The organism is Bradyrhizobium sp. LB8.2, from assembly GCF_040548035.1.
Taxonomy (GTDB): Bacteria; Pseudomonadota; Alphaproteobacteria; order Rhizobiales; family Xanthobacteraceae; genus Bradyrhizobium.
This window is the reverse complement of record NZ_JBEPQV010000027.1, coordinates 39,694-60,885: the sequence shown is the minus strand read 5'-3', so window position 1 is coordinate 60,885 and position 21,192 is coordinate 39,694. Positions and strand designations below refer to the sequence as shown.

The window sequence follows — 21,192 nt, the reverse complement described above, 5'->3', positions numbered from 1 at the left end:
GCGAGGACGGAGCGGATTTGACCACCACCACCACCGATCATTTGCGCGCGGGGGCCGCGGGCTCATTCTGGCTGCGGTTGGCCGCGATGGCCCTGCCGCTCATGATGATCGCACCGGCGTTCTGGAACGGCTATCCGCTGTTGCAATGGGATACCGGCGGCTATCTGGCGCGCTGGTACGAGGGCTATCTCGTCCCGAGCCGCTCCACCGTGTTCGGCCTCTATCTGCATTATGGCGAGAGTTTTGGTTTCTGGATCAACCTCGCGGTCCAGTCGGTGGCAACGCTGTGGCTGCTGCAGCTCACCTTGCGCGTGCTCGGCCTGATGCAGACGTTCCGCTTCGTCGCGATCAGCCTGCTCTTGATCCTGTCGACCGCGCTGCCCTGGCTTGCCAGCATGCTGCTCACCGACATCTTTGCAGGGCTGTCCGTGCTATCGCTGTTCCTGCTGGTCGTCGCTGGACCGCGGACCTCCGTGCTCGAGAAAATCTCGCTGTTCGTCTTCACCGCCTTTGCTGCCGCGACCCACAGCGCCACGCTCGGCGTGCTGCTCGGGCTCTGCGTCGCCGGCTGGATGGTGCGGCCGTTGCTGGGGCGCCGGCTTCCGATCGCCGGATTGGCTCAAGCGAGTATGACGATCGTCGCCGGCGGCCTGATGCTGGTGTCGGCGAACCATGCCTTGTCGGGCAAATGGGCCTGGACCCCCGGCGGCTACGGCGTCGCGTTCGGCCGCATGATGCAGGACGGCATCGTCGCGCGCTACCTCAACGACCATTGCCCGCGCGAGCGCTACAAGCTCTGTCCCTATCGCAACGAATTGCCGGCGACCGCCGACGAATTCCTGTGGGGCAAGAGCATGTTCAACACGCTCGGCCGCTTCGAAGGCATGAACGACGAGATGGGCACCATCGTCGTGCATTCGCTCACCGACTATCCGGCGTGGCAGGCCGGCGCAGCCTTGAGAGCCATGGGCCAGCAATTGCTGCATGTGGCGACCGGCGAAGGCACCAATGGCTGGATCCCGCACACCTATGGCGTCATCGAGCGCTACATCCCCGCGCAGGTCGCGCAGATGCGCGCGGCGCGCCAGCAGCACTGGGCTGTCAATTTCGACGACGTCAACTGGCTGCACGTTCCCGTCGCGCTGGCCTCGATGCTGGCGCTGGTCGTGTTGCTCGCGCTTTCGCTCAGGAACCGCCGGCTCGACGATCTGACATTGCTGGCGGCAACCGTCGGGCTGGCACTGCTCGGCAACGCCTTCATCTGCGGCGTGATTTCCGGACCACACGACCGCTACGGCGCGCGGATGGTGTGGGTTGCTACCTTCGTGGTGTTGATGGCACTGGCGCGGCGCTTGAGCAACGACGAACCGGCGGACGAGACCTCAGCTGCGGCGTGACAGGAAATCGAGCACGCCGGTCTTGTAGACCTTGTCGCCGACCGCACGCATGTGATCGCGGTTCGGAATGTCGAGCACTTCCGAACCCGGGATGATGGCACCGAGTGCGCTGGCCGAGCCCGCGACGTCGTCGGTGCTGCCAACCGCGATCAGCACGGGCAAATCGATCCGCGCGGCCTCGTCCTTCGTCATGAGGTCGCGCGTGCCGCGCAGGCAGGCGGCGAGTGCCTTGCGGTCGGAACGGGTTTGGTCTGCAAAAGCACGAAAAGTGCGCCCGACGGGATCGGTGACGTCGTCGAGCGAGGGCGCTTCCAATGCCTTCGCCACGTTCTCTCCGGGCCCGGTGCCCTCGATCAGGCCGCCGATGCCGATGCCGCCGAGGATTGCCGAACGCAGGCGCTGCGGCTCGTTGAGGGAGAGCCAGGCCGTCATCCGTCCACCCATCGAATAGCCCATGAGATCGGCCTGCGGGATGGCGAGGTGATCCATTAGCGCGAGCACGTCGCCGCCCATCGTGGGGATCGAGTACTGCGATGGCTCGTAGAGCTTTGCGCTTTCGCCATGGCCGCGATTGTCGAGCGCAATGACGCGGCGGCCGTTCTTGCGCAGCTCCGAGACCCAGGTCGGATAGACCCAGTTCACGTTCTTGCTGGAGGCAAAGCCGTGCACCAGGATGATCGGATCGCCCTCGCCTTCGTCGAGATAGGCGATTTCAACGGCGCCGTTGTGAAAGCTCGGCATCATCAGTTCCGCAATCTTGAGGGGAAGAAGTCGATCTTAGGCCGTGACGGCAGCGCTTGCCAGAGCGGCTTCGGCTGCGATTTGGGCCCGGCGAAGTCGCCGCGTCCGTCTGCGATCGCACCAGGCCTGGGTCAGGCGCTCCGTCGTCGCCTTGATCGACGACAACAGGCCGAACAGCGTCAGGGCCGCGCCGAACAGCCAGAGTGCGAGATTGAACGCGCCGCCGATCAGCAGCAGCGCGCCGCGGCCGAACAGCTTCATGATCGCGCGCGTCTTGCCGCCCTGCGCTTCCGCGAGCCGGGCCGCGCGTGCGACATCCTTGGGGCCTTCGGCGATGCGCAGGCTATCCATCGCGCCGCGCGTGCCGGTCCTCTCGACGACACGCGTGACATCCTTGCCGAGCCGAACCAGTGCGCCGGCCTTCTCGGCGCGGAACGCGGCTTTGATTGCACTCGCGGTCTGGCCCGGTCGCAGCACCGAGCCGGAGGCAACCGCGTTCTGGAGCATCGGGGTATCAACGACCTCGCGCGCGGACCGGCCGGCCCATGCCGCGAGTCCTTCGCCGAGTCGCCCCACTTTGCGCGCGTCCTTCACCAGCGTCAGCCCGGCGCGCACCGGCGCGGCGCCGCCGACGGAGACGTAGGTCACGGCCGTGACCGCGAGACCAGCGGCCGCAAGGCCCAGCACCAGGCGATCGGTCTCCTCGCCCATGGCGAGATGCTTGCCCTCGCGGACGACGTCCCTGATGTCGCCGATCACGAAGAGATCGCCGGCCACGGTTCCCGACAGGCTCGCAACATCCTCCGCGTTGCCGGTGACGAGCCCGGTGGCAAACCGTTTTGCGAAATGCGAGGTGGAATTTTCGTCTTTGACCGCGTCGCTGACGCGGCTCAGGAGGTCGTCAGGCAGCGCGACGTTGCGGTCGCCCGCCAACGCGACAAAACTGTCCGCGAGATCGGCGTCGCCCGATGCGAGCGCGGCCTCGATGTTGTTCTGAATCAGACGATCGTTTTGCCGCAGCAGCGCATCGAGCTTGAGTTCGGAGAGCGCGGCGGGATCCTCCTGGGCGGCCAAAATCGCGCCGGCCTCGCGCGCATGCGGTGCTACCTGCGCGAGCATGAAGCCGCATGCCGCAATACCGGTCAACGCTGTGCTGATTCGCAGCCATTTCATGCGGAAAACCTGGACGGTCCTGAGATCGTTGATGCCTTGACGGTTCGTCTTTCGTCGCAATTGCGCTCGCCCACCGACATAGTATGCCAAAGTTGCGACACAACGTCCCCGACGAAAGAAGGGCTTCTCTCAAGCCGCAAGATTGTGTCGAATTTGCATGAGCAAAACGAGCATGGGGCAATTGCGGACTTTCGGTTCCGCTGGACTAGCAATCATCTTGACCCGCCAGTATGGTCCGCGGCGCCATAATGATGCCGCGTCTGTCGTGATTGTATCTGCTGCCATTGCCACTCCAGGATGAACTACGATGTCCGACCATGTCGTCCCGCACTTCCATAACGATGCCGGTGTCCCCGTCATCGAAATCGGCTCGCAAGAGTTCATGTGCGTGGGCGCCAACCCTCCGTTCGACCATCCGCACGTCTTCCTCGACCTCGGCAACGACAACGAGATCATCTGTCCCTACTGCTCGACGCTGTACCGCTTCGCCGCCGACCTGAAGGCGGGCGAAGCCCGTCCGCCGGAATGCGTCCTGAAGGACAAGGTGGCCTGACCGCTGCCATCGGTCAGGGGTGGCGCTCTCCCGAACCATTGTCATTGCCGGTGCCGGCATAGGTGGACTGACGGCTGCGCTTGCGCTCGCGGCCCGCGGCTTCCGCATCGTCGTGCTGGAAAAGGCCGAGCGGCTCGAGGAAGTCGGCGCCGGTCTGCAACTCTCCCCCAATGCCAGCCGCGTGCTGGTCGAGCTCGGCCTCACCGAGCGGCTCAAGCTGCGCGCGGTGACCCCGGAGGCGGTCTCGATCATGAGCGCGCGGGCCGGCGGCGAACTTTTGCGCATGCCGCTGGGAGAAGCTGCCGCCGCGCGCGCCGGCGCCCCCTATTGGGTGGTGCACCGCGCCGACCTGCAATCCGCCCTCGCCGGCGCAGTCGCCGACCATCCCGATATCGACCTGAAACTCGGCGCGACCTTCGAAGACGTCGCGCCTCACGCCAAGGGGCTGACGGTCGTCCATCGCAGCGGCACGATCCGCCGCAGCGATCTCGCCAGTGCGCTGATCGGCGCCGATGGCATCTGGTCGACGGTGCGCCAGCATCTGTTTCCCGAGGTGCAGCCGCGCTTCTCCGGGTTGATCGCCTGGCGCGGCACGCTCGATGCCACGCAACTGCCGAAGGACTACACCGCGCGCCGGGTCCAGCTCTGGATGGGCCCGAACGCCCATCTCGTCGCCTACCCGATCGCAGGCGGACGCCAGATCAACGTGGTCGCGGTGCTGCCGGGCACCTGGAACAGGCCGGGCTGGAGCACGCCCGGCGATCCCCTGGAGGTGATGGAGGCCTTCGGCGCGCGGCGCTGGCCGGCGGCGGCGCGGATGATGCTCGCCACGGTCGATCGCTGGCAGAAATGGGCGCTGTTCGGCGTGCCTGACGACTGCCCCTGGAGCAAAGGCCCGGTCGCACTGCTCGGCGACGCCGTGCATGCGATGCTGCCGTTTGCGGCCCAGGGCGCCGGCATGGCGATCGAGGATGCCGCCGTGCTCGCGCAGCATTTGACCCTTGAGACCGCCGAGAGCACCGCGGGCATCGCTGCTGCACTGAGACAATACGGCCGTGCGCGCCAGACGCGCGTGCGGCGGGTGCAGCGGACGGCGCGGCAGCAGGGCCGCATCTATCATTTCAGTGGGCCGCTCGCGTTCGCACGCGATCTTGCGATCCGCACGCTCGGCCCCGACCGCATGCTGGCGCGGCAGGACTGGATCTACGACTGGCGTCCCTGATGCGAGGCGCCGTCGGCGCGATGTCTCAGCGCACCGATCTTGCGGATTTCGGGGCAGGCTTGGCGCCAGGCGCGGGCGCCGCAGCCGGTGTCGCCTCGGGCGGCGTTTCCCGGCATTTGTTGCGACGCCAGGCGTCTTCGGCTAGCTGCGCCTGCCCGCGCACCGAGATGTATTCGTTGCGATAGGCGAGTTCTGACACGACGGCGCCGCCGGTGCCCGTCTGCGCCTTGTCCATCAGCCTCTGCAAGTCCGCGGTGCGGGTGGCGAGCGTCTTGCGCTCCGACTCGAGCTGCTTGCACTCGTACAGTTCGTATTTGGCGGGATCGGCAAAGGCCGGGGCGACCGTCTCGCTCATGCCGGCACAACCAGACAGCGCCAAGCCGGCCGCGACCAGTGCGACGGCCATGCAGCACGCGCGCAGGCGATGTTGGATCAAAGCTGACATGCCGGATGAATAGTCCCAGTGGATTGAGAATGCCTAAAGCAGCAACAGATGTCCGCATTGAGGCTTTGCCTTGTGCGGCCGGCTCGCTTAAGGAAGAACCGCCCAACCGGCCCACCAGGCGCCAATTCCAGACGGCCGGAAGGGACTTAAGTGTTTGATCTCTTTGGATCAAGCGGGCATGGCGGAATTGGTAGACGCAAGGGACTTAAAATCCCTCGGCGCGCAAGCGCTGTGCCGGTTCGACCCCGGCTGCCCGCACCACGAGAGCTGACGGCGCGAACGTGCAGCAGCATGATCCACAAGATGCACTCATGCCGACCTCCCGCGTTCAATCCTTCAGCGTGCAGGCGATGACGCAATCATCGTGCACTCGCAGGTGCCGTTCCGGCTCTGCCTGCCAGCCATCCCGAAACATAGCTTGTGCAATGCAGCATGGGCGTTAGATAAAGCCTCTGAAATCAGAGGTGAGCTTCCTTGTCCGACGTCAATGCCGACGATTGGGTGTCCGCGGGACATCGTCCGATGGATTTTCCCGAATTCGTCATCGTGATCGCGTCGATCATGGCGCTGAATCCGCTTGCGATGGACATGATGCTCCCGGCGCTGCCCAATATCGGGGCAGCCTTCGATATCCCCGTCGCCAACCATCTTCAGTTGGTGCTGTCGACCTTCCTGATCGGCTTCGGCGCCGGCCAGTTCGTCATGGGCCCATTGTCGGACCGCTTCGGGCGCCGCCCAGTGCTGCTCGGCGGCATGGCGGTCTATGCGGTGGCGAGCGTGCTGGCGGTCGCGGCGCCTTCGTTCGAGACGCTGCTGCTGGCGCGTGCGCTGCAAGGGCTCGGCACCTCGGCAACGCGCGTGATCGCAACCTCGATCGTGCGCGACTGCTATGTCGGCCGCCGGATGGCGAGCGTGATGTCGCTCGCCATGATGGTGTTCATCGCGGTGCCCGTGATCGCGCCCTCGTTCGGTCAGGCGGTTCTGCTGGTGACGGCGTGGCGCGGCATCTTCGTCGTGCTCATGCTCTACGGCCTGCTCGCGCTCGCATGGAGCGTGCTGCGACTGCCTGAAACCCTTCCAGAGTCCGAACGCAGATCGCTGGCGCCTGCCGACGTGCTCTCGGCGTTCCGGCAGACTGTGACCAACCGCCAACCATCGGCTATGCGACGGCTGCCGGCAGCGTCATAGGCGCGCTATTTGCCTATGTCTTCTCGGCCCAGCAGGTCTTCACCGGCATCTATCACCTCGGCCATTACTTCCCGATCGCCTTCGCTGCGATCGCGGCCGGTACGGCCATTGCCGGCTTCCTCAATGCAAAGCTGGTCGGGACCCTCGGCATGCGCGTGATCTCGCACGGCGCGCTGACGCTTTACACCGCGGTCGCGGCTGTGATGCTGCTGACGGAAAGCCTCGGCATGCTGCCGCTTCCCGTATTCATGGTGCTCTCGGCGCTGATGATGTTCTCGTTCGGCATGATGGTCGCCAACTTCACCGCACTCGCGATGGAGCCGCAGGGCCACATCGCCGGCACGGCGTCCTCGCTCTACGGCTCGATCACGACGTTGATCGGCATCGTCGTCGGCATGGCGATCGGACAAAGTTTCGACGGCACGCTGATGCCGTTCTCGGTCGGCTTCTTCGTGTCGTCACTCGCAGCTCTCGCGATCGTGCTGGTGGTGGAAAAGGGACGGCTGTTTAAGCCGCATCATCGCTCTATCGCGTGAGGAACTTCGCGGCGCTCTCGATGTTGTACTGCAGCAATTTGAAAGGCTGCTCCATGGAACCGGAACACCGTAAAGACCACGATGCCGCGGAGCGAGCCAAGACGGAACGCACGCCGTCGAACGCCGAGAAGCCCGCCTTTACCGTACCATTCGCGAGCGAAGGGCTCGAGCGGGTCCGCGACAGCCACTGCTGAGCGCGACGCCTGTTCCGCCGCGCGTCTGCTGGCGCTGAAATCGTCTGCGGCGCTCTCGGGCGTTCCACGGGGCGGCACCATCATCACTATCACTTCCCGCGAGAGACCGGGCCGGCCCCATAGCTGCGCCTGCGCGGTGAACTCCCGCCTGACGAAGTGCCCGGCGCGCCCGGACACCAACTCCATCCACCGGCTGCAATCATCCTGATCGCGGAAACAGAGCGCGGCCCAGCCGCGGTCCAGCGTCGTCTTGCGCGGCAAGCCCGAGGCATCTTGATACGCGAACGGCCGCGCGTAGTGCGGGTGGTCCGGGCTGTAGAACGCCGTCGCGAAGGCCAGCGAATCGTCGCCACTGACGGCGGCGAGCGGCTCGCCGGTCAGTTCGCGCCACTGGCGTGTCAGTTCGCTGGCTGCCTGCGCGTAAAGATTGCGCCCCTCCTCGTAACCGTGATCGTTGCGATAGACGGCATGGATCGGCGCAGCGACGAGGACGGCCGCGAGCGCGACGCCGGCCACGATCACGGTGAGGTTGACGGTGTAGAAGCGCTGGATCGGGTAGCTTGTGCCGCAGACCACGAGAACGGCGAACAGGAACAACCCCTGCAACGCCCACAGCGACGGCAGATCGGTGCCGATCACCAGCGAGATCAGGACCGGCAGCGCAATCGTGCCGATGGCAACATAAAAGAGAAGCCGCAGGCCCGGATTCATCGCGGCGAAATCGGCCGGAAACTGCTTCAGCCGCGTACCGGCGATCAGGACCCAGAGCACGACCGACGCACTCATCGCCGCCGCCAGCCCCAGCAGGAAGTTCCTGACCTCACCGAGCGAGCTCGCAGCATTGCCGTTGGCATGGTTCAGCGCATAGGCGAAGGTCGACGCCCCCGTCGTCGCGAGCCAATAAAGATGCGGTGACAGAGCAGCAAGCCCGACAACCACCGAGATCCAGGGCGAAGCCGACGTGAAATAGGCACGTCGCGCCGGATGCGCCAGCGCGGCAAACGCGAAGCTCGCGATCAGGAAGATCGAATAATATTTGCCGACCATTGCCAGCGCCGTCGTCCATCCCACCGCGACGGCCCACAGTGGCGCGCGCGTCTCGAACGCGCGCAGGAAGCACCAGGTCGCCAGCGGCTAGGTTGCGAGCAGCACGGCATTGGCGTTGAAGCGTTGGGCGTGGAATTGATAGGCCGGCGTCAGCATCAGGAGCAAGAGCACCAGGATACGCTTATGCCCGCTCACGAATTGACGCGCGACCAGATCGACGAAGACCAACGCGAGCCCGGCATTGGCCATCGCCATCAATTGCAGCGACCAGTCGCTGAGCGGAAAGACGGAGGTCCAGCTCGCGGCAACCCAGCCGGTCAACGGCGGGTGCTTGTCATAACCCCACGCGAAATGTCGCCCCAGCGTCCAGGCCTCCAGCGTATCAGGATGCAGGCCGCCGCCGGCATAGGCGACGGCGAGATAGAGCGTCCAGATCGCAACGAAGCAAGCGATGAGAAGCGGCACGGCCCAGCCCGCCTCGACGCCGTCGAGCCAACGCAGAAATGGCAGGCGCCATCGCGCCGGCGTGCGATCGGACCGTTCGGCCATCGCCTGGAATGCAAAATCGATCGGCACGGGAATCAAATGGAGGAAGGAAGGTGATGCGCGAGAACGACACATCTACTTCAGAGCAGAAACAAATAGCAATGATTGGAAACTAGAAGATTTTGAAAATGTCCGCCTTCTCAGCTTGCGCAAGATCGACGAAAGAAAACGGCGCCGCTGATGACAGCGGCGCCGCATGATGATCCGGACGAAATGTGCCGAGGAGGCGCCTTCGCCTTACTCCGACTTGTCGATGTTCCAGAACAGCGGGGTCGCGGGACCGTCGAGCACGCCGGTCAGCGATTTACGCCAGCCGCTCGGCAGGAGATACTGCCCCAGCGGGATGTAGATCACCTGCTCATAGGCTTCCTTCTGGATGTCCGCCGCGATCTTCTTCTGCTCGTCGAGCGAGGGCGCGCGGACGAAAGCGTCCTTTAGCTGCTCGATCTTGGCGTCTTCCGCCCAGCCGAACCAGCCGCCCTTCTTGCCCTGGCCGCCGATCGAGAGATTGGCGATCGGATTGGAGACGTCGGCCGCGACCCAGTTCGTGAAAAACATGTTCCAGCCGCCCTCCTTCGGCGGCTTCTGGCTGGCGCGGCGGCTCACCACCGTCTGCCAATCGGTCGCTTGCAGGTCGACCTTGAAGCCGGCCTCGCGCAGCAACTGAGCCGCAACGATCGGCTGTGCCTTCAGCGTCGTGACGTCACCGGGCGCCATGATCACGACCGGGGTGCCGTCATAGCCGGACTCGGCGAGCGCCTTCTTGGCTTCCGCCATGCCGTTGCCCTTGATCAAGGTCTCGGCACCGACCTCGGTCGCGAATGGCGTATCGCACACGAAGAAGGCGCCGCAGATCTTCTGATATTTGGCGTTGCCGACGAGCGCGTCGAGAACGTCCTTCTGGTTTATCGCCAGAAAGGCAGCACGGCGCACTTTGACATTATCAAACGGCGGATAAAGGAAGTTCATCCGGCCGAGCGTCTGGAAACCGAACTTGTTCGAGACCTCGAGCGTGATCTCCTTGTTCGCCTCCAGCAACGGCAGCAGGTCGTAGGGCAGATTCTCCATGAAATCGATGTCGCCCGACTGCAACGCGTTCACCGCGGTCTGCGAGTCCGGCATGGTGATCCACTCGACGCGGTCGACCTTCACCACCTTGCCGCCAGAGGTCCAGCTCGACGGCTCCTTGCGCGGCACGTAGTCGGTGTTCTTGACGTAGACCGCCTTGACGCCCGGCTGGAATTCCGACTGCACGAACTTGAAAGGACCCGAGCCGATCTGCTCGGGGATCTGCTTGTCCGGCGGCGTCTCGGCGAGGCGCTTCGGCATCATGAAGGCAACGCGGGAGGACGGCTTGCCGATCGAGTCGAGCACGAGGCCGTAGGGCTCCTTCAGCTTCAGCGTGATGGTCTTGGCATCGGTCGCCTCGATGCTCGCGGTGAAGTCGAGCAGCTTCTGGCCCATGCCGTCAACAGCGGCCCAGCGCTTGAGCGAGGCAACGCAGTCTTCCGCCGTGACCGGCGCACCGTCATGCCACTTCAAGCCGTCGCGCAGCGTGAAGGTGTAGGTGAGCTTGTCGTCGGAGATCTTCCAGTCCGCCATCTGCGGCTGGATTTTGAAGTTCGAATCGGGCGCCACCAGCGTGTCATAGATCATGTAGCCATGGTCACGCGTGATGTAGGCCGTGGTGAAGATCGGATCGATGATGCGCAGATCCGAATGCATCACCGCCGTGATGGTCTTGCCGGCCGCAAGCGCCGGCGAAGCCAGCGCGGTCGAAAGCGCGACGACCGACAGCGCAAGTTTGGAGGCGAACGCGCGAGCCCCCCGGCGCATCAACTTAAACATAAAAATTTCTCCTGACGTGAAACTGTTCAAAGGCAGGTTATTGGTTGAGCATCCGGTTCGTTCTTTAGGCGAACCAACCTCATGCAATGCCTTTATCTTTCCGAGACTTGCAGACAGTGCCGAGCGCGTCAATCCGGTTTCGCTGCAAGCCCAAGCGGCGCGCGCACGGGCTCCACAAGGATCGGTTTGGCTCTACAACACTTTCCGCTTGTCTCGCCCCGCCGATGCAATGCGCGTTCCATCTTCCGAAGCTTGAGAGACATTGAGATGAATCCAGCCAATCTCCCCTTTGATCCCGAAGCGATGCTCCAGGGCCTGCGCGGCTGGGTGGAATGCGAAAGCCCGACCTGGGACGCGGGCGCCGTGAATCGCATGCTCGATATCGCAGCGCGGGAGATGGCGATCATGGGTGCGACGATCGAGCGCATCGCCGGCCGCCAAGGCTATGGAGGCGTGATCCGCGCACGCTTTCCGCATCCGAAGCAGGGCGAACCGGGCATCCTGATTGCCGGACACATGGATACCGTCCACCCCGTTGGCACCATCGAGAAGCTGAAATGGCGCCGCGAGGGCAGCAAGTGCTACGGGCCCGGCATCTACGACATGAAGGGCGGCAACTATCTTTCGCTGGAAGCGATCCGCCAACTAGCCCGCGCCGCGTTCACGACGCCGCTGCCGATCACCGTGCTGTTCACGCCCGACGAGGAAGTCGGCACACCCTCCACGCGGGATATCATCGAGGCGGAGGCCGCGCGCAATAAATACGTGCTGGTGCCCGAGCCCGGCCGCGCCGACAACGGCGTCACCACCGGACGTTACCCCATCGCGCGCTTCAATCTCGAGGCGACGGGCCGGCCGAGCCACGCCGGCGCGACCTTGTCGGCGGGCCGCTCGGCTATTCGCGAGATGGCGCGGCAAATCCTCGCCATCGACGCGATGACGAGCGAGGACTGCACCTTTTCGGTCGGCGTCGTGCATGGCGGACAATGGGTCAATTGCGTTGCCACGACCGCCACCGGCGAGGCGCTGTCGATGGCCAAGCGCCAGGCCGACCTCGATCGCGGCGTCGAGAGGATGCTGGCGCTCTCCGGTACAGCCAATGATGTCGCATTCAAGGTGACGCGCGGCGTGACACGTCCGGTGTGGGAGCCTGATGCCGGCACCATGGCGCTTTACGAAAAGGCGCGCGGTATCGCCAAGTCGCTCGGCGCAGAACTGCCGCATGCGAGTTCCGGCGGCGGCTCCGACGGCAATTTCACGGGCTCTATGGGGATCCCGACTCTCGACGGCCTGGGCGTGCGTGGCGGCAACGGCCACACGCTCGAAGAGTATATCGAGGTCGAGAGCCTGGCCGAACGCGGCCGGCTGATGGCGGGGCTGCTCGCGACTCTGGAGTGACAACGCGCGCCAGCTCACCAAAACTGAGCCAAATCGCCAAAACAGGGTGACCGCACTGCAAAAACTGTGGTCCGGATGGCACGGGAATTGCTGAAATGTTAGGCTGATGGCAGAACCCTGGCTGCAGCCGCGGCCTCTGATTTGACTCTAATCTGACGGGATCCAACTTGCTCGGATATCTCCTTCGCCGAATTCTCGCCGCCGTGCCCGTGATGGGCGTGGTGGCGCTGTTCGTGTTCCTCCTGCTTCGCCTCACCCCGGGCGATCCCGCGGCAATTCTCGCCGGCGACAACGCCACGCCGGAACGGCTCGAGCGCATCCGCACCTCACTGGGCCTGAACGAGCCGCTGATCGTGCAGTTCATCACCTGGCTGAACAAGCTGCTGCACGGCGATCTCGGGACTTCACTGATCTCCAACCTGCCCGTCATGAAGATGATCGGCCAGCGCGTCGAACCGTCGATCTCGATCGCGCTATCGACCATCGTTCTCGCCGTCATTGTCGCTGTTCCCCTGGGCGTCATCGCGGCGTGGAAGCACGGCACCTGGATCGACCGCTTCGTGATGGGCCTGTCCGTGCTCGGCTTCTCGGTGCCGGTGTTCGTGGTCGGCTACATCCTGATCGAAGTCTTCGCCATCGACCTGCGCTGGGTGCCGGTGCAGGGCTTCCGCAGCATCTCGAACGGTTTTGGACCGTTCTTCGAGCGCATCATCCTGCCGACCTGCGCGCTGTCCTTCATCTACATCGCGCTGATCGCGCGCATGACGCGCGCGGCGATGCTCGACGTGCTCGGCGAGGACTACGTCCGCACCGCGCGCGCAAAAGGCATCAACGAGGTCGCCGTGATGATGCGCCACGCGCTGCGCAACGCGGCCGTGCCCGTGATCACGGTGATCGGTACCGGCTTTGCGCTTTTGATCTCCGGGGTCGTGGTCACCGAGAGCGTGTTCAACATTCCCGGCATCGGCCGCCTCACGGTGGATGCGGTGCTGGCGCGCGACTATCCGGTGATCCAGGCGATGATTTTGCTGACGTCGTTGATCTATGTCGTGGTCAATCTCCTGATCGACGTCGCCTACACGCTGCTCGATCCCCGGATCCGGTACTGAGGCAAGGATGGCAACAAAAATGTCGGTCGATACCCTTCCCCAGTCGTCCATTCCGATCACGTCGCCGCTGCGGCCGCGCTTCGGATTCCTCACCTCGACGCCGATCATCGCGGCAGCGACCGTCTGCCTTGCATTGATTGTGCTGATCTCGATCCTGGCGCCGTTGATCGCGCCGCATGATCCGATCCAGCTCGCGCCCTCGCAGCGGCTGAAGCCCTCTTCAGCGCAATTCCTGCTCGGCACCGACGCCTATGGCCGCGACCTGCTGTCGCGCGTCATGTATGGCGGGCGCATCTCGCTTCTGATCGGCATCGGCTCGGCGATCATGTCGATCGTCATTGGGCTGGCGATCGGCCTCGTCTCCGGCTTCTTCAAGCTGGTCGATTCCGTCATGATGCGGATCATGGACGGCCTGATGGCGATGCCGAGCATCCTGCTGGCAATCGCCGTGGTGTCGCTGTCCGGCGCCAGCCTCTGGACCGTGCTGATCGCGATCACGATCCCCGAAGTTCCGCGCGTGGCACGCCTGGTGCGCTCGGTCGTGCTGTCGGCGCGCGAAGAGCCCTATGTTGAAGCGGCGATCTCGGTCGGCTCGTCCCTGCCAAAGATCATGTGGCGGCATTTGATGCCGAACACGATCGCACCTCTGATCGTGCAGGGCAGTTACGTCTGTGCCTCCGCGATCCTCACCGAAGCGATCCTCTCCTTCCTCGGCGCCGGCATCTCGCCGGAGACGCCGACCTGGGGCAACATCATGGCCGAGGGCCGTCAGTATTTCCAGCTCAAGCCGACGCTGATCTTCTGGCCGGGCCTGCTGCTCTCGATCGCGATCCTCAGCATCAATTTGATCGGCGACGCCGCCCGCGACGCACTCGATCCGCGCATGAAGCAGCGGGAAGGCAAGTGATGACCAACCCGATCCTCGACATCAACCACCTCGCCGTCTCCGTCGGCAAGAAGCCCAATGGGCCGAAGATTATCGACGGCATCTCGATCCAGGTCCATGAGCGCGAGACGCTGTGCCTTGTCGGCGAAAGCGGCTCGGGCAAGTCGGTGACCTCGCTCACCACGATGGGCCTGCTGCCGAAGGGCACGCTGGTGCCCACCGGCGGCAGCGTCAAGCTGGTCGGCGAAGAGCTGCTCACCGCGACCGACCGCCGCCTGCGCCAGCTGCGCGCGACGCGGATGGCGATGATTTTTCAAGAGCCGATGACGGCGCTCAATCCGGTGGTGCCGGTCGGCCGCCAGATCGACGAAGTCCTGCGCGCGCACACCAATCTCGACGCGAAGGCGCGGAAGAAGCGCATCCTCGACATGATGGAGCAGGTGCGCCTGCCCCAGGTCGAGCGCATCTTTGCCTCCTACCCTCACCGACTCTCCGGCGGTCAGCGCCAGCGCATCATGATTGCGATGGCGCTCGTGCTCGAACCGAAGCTGCTCATTGCCGACGAGCCGACCACCGCGCTCGACGTCACAACGCAGAAGCAGATTTTGACCCTGATCCGCGACCTCCAGCGCGATCACGGAACCGCCGTGCTGTTCATTACCCATGACATGGGCGTGGTCGCCGAGATCGCCGACCGCGTCGCGGTGATGCGGCAGGGCCGATTGGTCGAGACCGGCACACTCGATTCCATCCTGCGCAATCCGACCATGGAGTACACCCGCAACCTGCTCTCCGCGGTGCCGAGCCTGGTGCCGCGCGCGGCACGGCCTGAGACCAAGGAACCGGTGGTGCTGGAGGCCAATGAGCTCGGCAAGGTCTACCGCGAGCGCGCGTTCTTCGGTAAGGGCCGCGAAGTCGTCGCCGCCGACAAGGTCACGCTGACGCTGCGCAAGGGCCGCACGCTCGGCATCGTCGGCGAGAGCGGCTCGGGCAAGTCGACGGTGGCGCGCTGCATCGTGCGCCTGATCGATCCGACCTCCGGCGGCGTGCGCCTTTCCGGCCGCGAGATCTCGGACATCTCGCGGCGGCTGTTGCAGCCGCATCGGAAGAAGATCCAGATCGTATTCCAGGATCCCTACCGCTCCCTCAACCCGCGCGTCACCGTCGGCGAAAGCATCGCGGAAGGCCCGATCAATTACGGCGTGTCGCATGCCGACGCAATGAAGCGTGCCCGCGAGTTGCTCGAGCTGGTCGGCCTGCCGGTCGATGCGGTCTCGCGCTATCCGCACCAGTTCTCCGGCGGTCAGCGCCAGCGTATCGCCATCGCCCGCGCGCTCGCGCTCGATCCCGACGTGCTGGTGGCGGACGAAGCGGTCTCGGCGCTCGACGTCTCCGTGCAGGCGCAAGTGCTGGAACTGTTCGACGAGATACAGAAGCGGCTCGGCATCGCGATCCTGTTCATCACCCACGATCTGCGCGTCGCAGCACAGATTTGCGACGAGGTCGTGGTGATGCAGCACGGCCGTGTCGTCGAGCAGGGCCCGGCCGCCGAAGTGCTGACGCATCCGAAGGAGGCTTACACCAGAGCCTTGCTCGAGGCAGCGCCCGGCCGCGGCTGGGACTTTGCGAATTTCCGGCCGGTGTCGGAGGGTGTGGCGGCGAGCGCTTAGTCTCTCCCCCTCGCATGACGGCGATTGCGGCAAGCATTCCCAAAACAGCTTGACGCCATGCACGGCGCGATTGCTTCCCACCTTGCTCTCGCCTCAGCGGCAGGGCTAACGTCGCGCACTTTCAATTGCCTGGACTTGAGTTGATGACACGTATCGCCGTCGGCGGCTTCCTGCACGAGACCAACACCTTCGCTCCGACGAAGGCGACTTTCGCAGACTTCCAGCACGGCGGCGGATGGCCGGCGATGACTGAAGGCGCCGACGTGCTGAGGGTGATGCGCCGCATCAATGTCGGCCTCGCCGGCTTCGTCGACAGCGCCGAAGCCAAGGGCTGGGAACTCGTTCCGACGATCGCGTGCGGTGCCGGCCCCTCCGCGCATGTCACCAGGGACGCCTTCGAGCGCATCGTCAAGGTGATGGTCGACGGCATCGCGGCCGCCGGCCCGATCGACGCCGTCTATCTCGACCTGCATGGCGCCATGGTGACCGAGCATCTCGACGACGGCGAAGGCGAGATTCTGGCGCGCGTGCGCCGCGTCATCGGCAAGGACGTTCCGCTGATCACCAGTCTCGATCTCCACGCCAACGTCACCCCCGACATGATGGAACATGCGGATGCGCTGATCGCCTACCGCACCTATCCCCATGTCGACATGGCCGAGACGGGCCGCGCCTCCGCAAGGCATCTCGCGCTGCGGCTGGACACGAAACAGCGATTCGCAAAGGCCTTCAGGCAATTGCCGTTCCTGATCCCGATCAGCTGGCAGTGCACCAACGACCAGCCGACCAAGGGCATCTACGAAAAACTCGCTGCGCTGGAGAGTGATGCGGTTCCGACGCTGTCCTTCGCGCCCGGCTTCCCCGCCGCCGATTTCCGCGATTGCGGGCCGAGCGTGTTCGCCTATGGCAAGACGCAAGCCGATGCCGATCGCGCAGCGGATGCGATCGTAAAACTGATCGAAAGCCACGAGGACGATTTCGACGGCAAGATCTGGTCACCCGATGACGGCGTGCGCCACGCGATGGAACTCTCGAAGGGCGCGAGCAAGCCGATCATCATCGCCGACACCCAGGACAATCCCGGCGCCGGCGGCGATTCCGACACCACAGGCATGCTGCGCGCACTGGTACGCAACAAGGCGAGTGCTGCGACCGGCGCGATCTACGATCCGGAATCCGCCAAGGCCGCCCATGCGGCCGGCGTCGGCGCCACCGTAACGCTGTCACTCGGCGGCAAGTCCGGCATTCCCGGCGACGAGCCCTATCGCGAGACCTTCGTCGTCGAAAAACTCTCCGACGGCCGCTTCATCGCGCCCGGCCCTTACTATGGCGGCCGCGAGATGGAGATGGGCCCCTCCGCCTGCCTGCGCATCGGCGACGTCCGCGTCGTCGTGAGCTCGCACAAGGCGCAGCTCGCCGACCAGGCAATGTACCGCTATGTCGGCATCGAGCCGACCGAAGAGAAGATTTTGGTCAACAAGAGCTCGGTGCATTTCCGCGCCGATTTCGAGCCGATCGCGGAAAAGCTGATGATCTGCGCCGCGCCCGGCGCGATGCCCGCGGACACGGCTACGCTGCCATGGACGCGCCTGCGGCCGGGTATTCGCATCAAGCCGAACGGCCCGGTTTTCACTCCCTCCTCACGCTAACTGGACACAACACATGCCCACGATCGACCGCATCGACGGCTATGCCGACGAACTCACAGCCATTCGCCGCGACCTCCACGCCCATCCGGAGATCGGCTTCGAGGAAGTGCGCACCTCCGGCATCGTCGCGGACAAGCTGAAGAGCTGGGGCATCGAGGTGCATCGCGGTCTCGGCGGCACCGGCGTGATCGGCGTCATCAAGGGCAAGGGTTCGAGCGGCAAGCGTATCGGCCTGCGCGCCGACATGGACGCGCTGCCGATGGAAGAGAACACCAATCTGAAATGGAGTTCGAAAATCCCCGGCCGCTTTCACGGCTGCGGCCATGACGGCCATACGACCATGCTACTGGGCACCGCACGCTACCTCGCCGAGACCAAAAACTTCGACGGCACGGTGCATCTGATCTTCCAGCCGGCCGAGGAAGGCCTTGGCGGCGCCCGCGCGATGATCAAGGACGGCTTGTTCGAGAAATTTCCGTGCGACGAGCTCTACGGTCTGCACAACGCGCCCGACCTCAACCATGGCGAGATCGCGATCCTGCCCGGCCCGGCGATGGCCAGCGCCGACTTCTTCGACCTCCGCATCACCGGCTACGGCGCGCATGGCGCGATGCCCGAACGCTCAAAGGACGCGGTGATCATCGCGACCACGCTGGCGCAGGCGATCCAGACCATCGTCAGCCGCAACGTCGAGCCGCTGCATGCCGCCGTCATCTCGATCACGCAGATTCACGCCGGTTCCGCCTACAACGTCATCCCCGGCGAGGCGCATCTCTGCGGCACCATCCGCACCTTCTCCGATGAAGTCCGCGCCCTGATCAGCCAACGCATCCGCACGATCTGCGCCGGCATCGCGAGCGCCTTCCAGTGCGAGATCGAAGCCGACATCCGCGACACCTTCGGCGTGCTGGTCAACCAGGTCGAGCAGTCCAAGGTGGTCGAGGAGGTCGCGCGCACCGTCGTCGATCCTGCCAAGGTGATTACCCGCGCCCAGCCAAAGATGGGCAGCGAGGATTTTGCCGACATGCTGCAAACCATTCCCGGCGCCTATTTCTGGGTCGGCCACGACGGCTCGGTGCCCGTGCACAATCCCGGCTTCGTGCTCGACGACAAGATCCTGCCGATCGGTGCCAGCATGTTCGCCCGGATCATCGAGACCCGTATGCCGGTAGGTAGCAATGCATAAAAAGAGCGTCGAAGAGGCGGTCACCTCGCTGCACGATCTTTCCGCGGTCGATCTGATCGCGGGCTATCGCGCCAAACAATTCTCGCCAAGCGAGGTGCTGGAAGACGTGCTCGCGCACGTCGCAGCGTGGGAGCCGCATCTTAAAGCGCTCTATGCATTCGATCCCGACGGCGCGCGCGAGACCGCGAAGGCCTCGACCGCGCGCTGGACCGGCGGCGAGCCGTCGGGCTCGCTCGACGGCGTGCCTGTGACGGTAAAGGACAACATCGCGACCAAGGGCGTGCCCGTGCCGCGGGGGGCCGCGAGCGTTAAGCTGGTGCCGGCCGAGAAGGACGCACCGCCCGCCGCGCGCCTGCGCGAAGCCGGTGCGATCATCTTCGCAAAAACCACCATGCCCGATTACGGCATGCTGTCCTCGGGGCTCTCCAGCTTCCATGCGCTCGCGCGCAATCCCTGGGACCTCTCTAAGAATCCCGGCGGGTCCAGCGCCGGCGCGGGCGCCGCTGCGGCAGCCGGCTATGGTCCGCTGCATCTCGGGACCGATATCGGCGGCTCGGTTCGTTTGCCCGCGGGCTGGTGCGGCCTGGTCGGATTGAAGCCAAGCTTTGGCCGCGTGCCGATTGATCCCGCATATGTCGGCCGCGTCGCGGGGCCGATGACCCGCACCGTCGATGATTGCGCGCTGATGATGAGCGTGATGGCAAAACCCGACCGGCGCGACGGCATGAGCCTCCCCGCCGAGCCGCTGAACTGGAAGGGGCTGGAGAAGTCGCCGCGCAAACTCCGTATCGGATTGATGCTCGATCCCGGCGTTGGCCAGGCGCTGGAGAAGCCGGTGCGCGAGGTCGCGATGAAGGCGGCGAAAGCGTTCGAATCCGCAGGCGCCGTCGTCACCGAAGTCGACGGCATCCTCACGCGCGAAATGCTCGACGGCCTCGACAACTTTTGGCGCGCGCGGATGTGGGATGATCTGTCGAAGCTGACGCCCGCCGAGCAGGCAAAGGTGCTGCCCTACATTTTCAAGTGGGGCGAGTCTGGCGCGAAGCTCTCGGGTGTCGACGTCATCAGGGGCTTCAACCAGACCATGGCGATCCGCGCCGCGGCATCAAAGCTGTTCTGCGAGCTCGACTATGTGATCTCGCCGACCGCGCCGAACGTGAACTATCCGGCGGAATGGGCCTCGCCGACCAACGATCCCATGAAGCCGTTCGAGCACATCGCCTATACCGTGCCGTGGAATATGTCGGAGAATCCGGCGATCTCCATCAACGGCGGCTTTGACGCCAGGGGTTTCCCCATCGGCGTCCAGATCGTCGGACGCCGCTTCGACGATATCGGCGTGCTCGGCATGGCCAAGGCGTTCGAGAGCTTGCGCGGCCCGCAGAAGCCCTGGCCCAGCCCGCCCGCGACGTAGAGCTTGGCCACCACACGCCCAGTCCGCGCAAGACGGACGCTGGCGGCCGTGCGTGACGTCTCCTCGATATGGAAATTCAGGACAGGGAAGGAAACCACCATGGCGTATGAGACGATCAAATACGAAATCGCCGAGCAGATCCTCACCATCACGCTGAACCGGCCCGACAAGCTCAACGCCTTCAACGCGCAGATGCAAGGGGAGCTGATCGACGCGTTCGATGCCGCCGACAAGGACGACGACGTCCGCGCCATCATCGTCACCGGCGCCGGCCGCGGTTTCTGCGCGGGCGCAGACCTTTCGTCGGGCGCCGACACCTTTGATCGCGATGCACGGCGCGGGCCCGTAAAACGCTTCGCCGACGGCAAGGTCGACTACAGCGATTCCCAGGTGCGCGACGGCGGTGGCCAGGTGACGCTGCGGATCTTCAAATGCCTGAAGCCGGTCATCGCCGCGGTGAACGGTCCCGCGGTCGGCATCGGCGTCACCATGCAGCTCGCGATGGACATCCGCATCGCCTCCGACGCCGCGCGGTTCGGCTTCGTGTTCTCCCAGCGCGGCATCGTGCCGGAGGCGGCCTCGAGTTGGTTCCTGCCGCGCATCGTCGGCATTTCCCAGGCGCTGGAATGGTGTTATTCGGGCCGCGTCTTCCCAGCCCAGGAAGCCCTCGCCGGCCGTCTCGTCAGCAAGGTCGTAGCCCCTGATGATCTGCTGCCGACCGCCCGTGCGCTCGCCAAGGAGTTTGCGGCGAAGACGGCGCCGGTGTCGGTGGCGCTGATCCGCCAGATGATGTGGCGCATGATGGGCGCCGACGATCCGATGGAAGCCCACAAGGTCGACAGCCGTGGCATCTACGCCCGCGGCCGCTCGGACGATGTGAAGGAAGGCGTGACATCGTTCCTTGAGAAACGCCCTGCGCAGTTCAAGAACAAGGTGTCGAGCGACATGCCGGACTATTTCCCGTGGTGGACGGAGCGGGAGTACAAGTAA

Annotated in this window: 15 protein-coding genes, 1 tRNA gene and 2 pseudogenes; 13 read left to right on the top strand and 5 right to left on the bottom strand. The window is 64.7% G+C overall.

Annotated elements, in window-relative coordinates; translation table 11 throughout:
* Window positions 1–17: 17 nt before the first annotated feature.
* Window positions 18–1,397 carry a hypothetical protein gene (locus tag ABIB06_RS27810; RefSeq protein ID WP_502916564.1) on the top strand — a complete coding sequence of 460 codons (1,380 nt, stop codon included), beginning with the start codon at window positions 18–20 and terminating at the stop codon, window positions 1,395–1,397.
* Here ABIB06_RS27810 and ABIB06_RS27805 read toward each other — a convergent pair.
* Window positions 1,383–2,138, bottom strand: a complete 756-nt coding sequence (locus tag ABIB06_RS27805) for an alpha/beta fold hydrolase (protein WP_247338830.1) — start codon at window positions 2,136–2,138, stop codon at window positions 1,383–1,385. The two genes, ABIB06_RS27810 and ABIB06_RS27805, sit on opposite strands and share 15 nt — an antisense overlap.
* Before the next feature lie 36 nt (window positions 2,139–2,174).
* Window positions 2,175–3,311, bottom strand: coding sequence for a hypothetical protein (locus ABIB06_RS27800; protein ID WP_354046426.1), 1,137 nt, complete (start codon window positions 3,309–3,311; stop codon window positions 2,175–2,177).
* Between the two features lie 307 nt (window positions 3,312–3,618).
* Between ABIB06_RS27800 and ABIB06_RS27795 the strand changes: the two genes are divergently transcribed.
* Window positions 3,619–3,864: a zinc-finger domain-containing protein gene (locus tag ABIB06_RS27795; RefSeq protein ID WP_007602543.1), complete on the top strand. Its 246-nt coding sequence runs from the start codon at window positions 3,619–3,621 to the stop codon at window positions 3,862–3,864.
* Window positions 3,865–3,883: 19 nt separating this feature from the next.
* Window positions 3,884–5,086, top strand: coding sequence for an FAD-dependent monooxygenase (locus ABIB06_RS27790; RefSeq protein WP_354069488.1), 1,203 nt, complete (start codon window positions 3,884–3,886; stop codon window positions 5,084–5,086).
* Between the two features lie 25 nt (window positions 5,087–5,111).
* Here the strand turns inward: ABIB06_RS27790 and ABIB06_RS27785 are convergent, their stop codons facing one another.
* Window positions 5,112–5,531, bottom strand: a complete 420-nt coding sequence (locus tag ABIB06_RS27785) for a twin-arginine translocation pathway signal (protein WP_354046424.1) — start codon at window positions 5,529–5,531, stop codon at window positions 5,112–5,114.
* A 172-nt stretch (window positions 5,532–5,703) separates the two neighbouring features.
* On the opposite strand from ABIB06_RS27785, the gene ABIB06_RS27780 reads away from it, so the two are divergent.
* Both ABIB06_RS27780 and ABIB06_RS27775 read left to right on the top strand, forming a co-directional pair.
* A tRNA-Leu gene (locus ABIB06_RS27780) sits at window positions 5,704–5,792 on the top strand.
* Between the two features lie 213 nt (window positions 5,793–6,005).
* Window positions 6,006–7,255 (top strand): annotated as a pseudogene (locus ABIB06_RS27775) (multidrug effflux MFS transporter).
* 206 nt (window positions 7,256–7,461) lie between these two features.
* On the opposite strand, the pseudogene ABIB06_RS27770 reads toward ABIB06_RS27775, so the two are convergent.
* A pseudogene (locus ABIB06_RS27770) lies at window positions 7,462–9,045 on the bottom strand (glycosyltransferase family 39 protein); the annotation flags it as partial.
* Window positions 9,046–9,279: 234 nt separating this feature from the next.
* Window positions 9,280–10,890, bottom strand: a complete 1,611-nt coding sequence (locus ABIB06_RS27765) for an ABC transporter substrate-binding protein (RefSeq protein ID WP_247338841.1) — start codon at window positions 10,888–10,890, stop codon at window positions 9,280–9,282.
* Between the two features lie 267 nt (window positions 10,891–11,157).
* On the opposite strand from ABIB06_RS27765, the gene ABIB06_RS27760 reads away from it, so the two are divergent.
* The 8 genes from ABIB06_RS27760 (at window position 11,158) to ABIB06_RS27725 (ending at window position 21,192) form a co-directional block, all read left to right on the top strand.
* Entirely contained in the window at window positions 11,158–12,288 is a 1,131-nt protein-coding gene (locus ABIB06_RS27760; protein ID WP_354046422.1) for a M20/M25/M40 family metallo-hydrolase, read from the top strand.
* A 167-nt stretch (window positions 12,289–12,455) separates the two neighbouring features.
* A complete protein-coding gene (locus ABIB06_RS27755) occupies window positions 12,456–13,397 on the top strand; it encodes an ABC transporter permease (RefSeq protein ID WP_354046420.1) in 942 nt (313 codons plus the stop codon).
* A gap of 19 nt (window positions 13,398–13,416) precedes the next feature.
* Window positions 13,417–14,304: an ABC transporter permease gene (locus ABIB06_RS27750; protein ID WP_247338844.1), complete on the top strand. Its 888-nt coding sequence runs from the start codon at window positions 13,417–13,419 to the stop codon at window positions 14,302–14,304.
* Window positions 14,304–15,953 carry an ABC transporter ATP-binding protein gene (locus ABIB06_RS27745; RefSeq protein ID WP_354046418.1) on the top strand — a complete coding sequence of 550 codons (1,650 nt, stop codon included), beginning with the start codon at window positions 14,304–14,306 and terminating at the stop codon, window positions 15,951–15,953. The genes ABIB06_RS27750 and ABIB06_RS27745 overlap by 1 nt, the downstream gene beginning before the upstream one ends.
* Window positions 15,954–16,096: 143 nt before the next feature.
* A complete protein-coding gene (locus tag ABIB06_RS27740) occupies window positions 16,097–17,602 on the top strand; it encodes a M81 family metallopeptidase (protein WP_354046416.1) in 1,506 nt (501 codons plus the stop codon).
* Window positions 17,603–17,615: 13 nt separating this feature from the next.
* Window positions 17,616–18,788 carry a M20 aminoacylase family protein gene (locus tag ABIB06_RS27735; RefSeq protein WP_354046414.1) on the top strand — a complete coding sequence of 391 codons (1,173 nt, stop codon included), beginning with the start codon at window positions 17,616–17,618 and terminating at the stop codon, window positions 18,786–18,788.
* Entirely contained in the window at window positions 18,781–20,202 is a 1,422-nt protein-coding gene (locus tag ABIB06_RS27730; RefSeq protein ID WP_354046412.1) for an amidase, read from the top strand. The genes ABIB06_RS27735 and ABIB06_RS27730 overlap by 8 nt, the downstream gene beginning before the upstream one ends.
* A gap of 99 nt (window positions 20,203–20,301) precedes the next feature.
* Complete coding sequence (locus ABIB06_RS27725; RefSeq protein WP_247446438.1) at window positions 20,302–21,192, top strand: crotonase/enoyl-CoA hydratase family protein; 891 nt, start codon at window positions 20,302–20,304, stop codon at window positions 21,190–21,192.

Excerpts from the sequence above, each read along its gene's own strand:
- ABIB06_RS27805 (WP_247338830.1), bottom strand. The coding sequence starts at position 2,138 with ATGCCGAGCTTTCACAACGGCGCCGTTGAAATCGCCTATCTCGACGAA.
- ABIB06_RS27740 (WP_354046416.1), top strand. The coding sequence starts at position 16,097 with ATGACACGTATCGCCGTCGGCGGCTTCCTGCACGAGACCAACACCTTC.
- ABIB06_RS27795 (WP_007602543.1), top strand. The coding sequence starts at position 3,619 with ATGTCCGACCATGTCGTCCCGCACTTCCATAACGATGCCGGTGTCCCC.
- ABIB06_RS27730 (WP_354046412.1), top strand. The coding sequence starts at position 18,781 with ATGCATAAAAAGAGCGTCGAAGAGGCGGTCACCTCGCTGCACGATCTT.
- ABIB06_RS27725 (WP_247446438.1), top strand. The coding sequence starts at position 20,302 with ATGGCGTATGAGACGATCAAATACGAAATCGCCGAGCAGATCCTCACC.
- ABIB06_RS27785 (WP_354046424.1), bottom strand. The coding sequence starts at position 5,531 with ATGTCAGCTTTGATCCAACATCGCCTGCGCGCGTGCTGCATGGCCGTC.
- ABIB06_RS27735 (WP_354046414.1), top strand. The coding sequence starts at position 17,616 with ATGCCCACGATCGACCGCATCGACGGCTATGCCGACGAACTCACAGCC.
- ABIB06_RS27750 (WP_247338844.1), top strand. The coding sequence starts at position 13,417 with ATGTCGGTCGATACCCTTCCCCAGTCGTCCATTCCGATCACGTCGCCG.
- ABIB06_RS27765 (WP_247338841.1), bottom strand. The coding sequence starts at position 10,890 with ATGTTTAAGTTGATGCGCCGGGGGGCTCGCGCGTTCGCCTCCAAACTT.
- ABIB06_RS27745 (WP_354046418.1), top strand. The coding sequence starts at position 14,304 with ATGACCAACCCGATCCTCGACATCAACCACCTCGCCGTCTCCGTCGGC.
- ABIB06_RS27760 (WP_354046422.1), top strand. The coding sequence starts at position 11,158 with ATGAATCCAGCCAATCTCCCCTTTGATCCCGAAGCGATGCTCCAGGGC.
- ABIB06_RS27800 (WP_354046426.1), bottom strand. The coding sequence starts at position 3,311 with ATGAAATGGCTGCGAATCAGCACAGCGTTGACCGGTATTGCGGCATGC.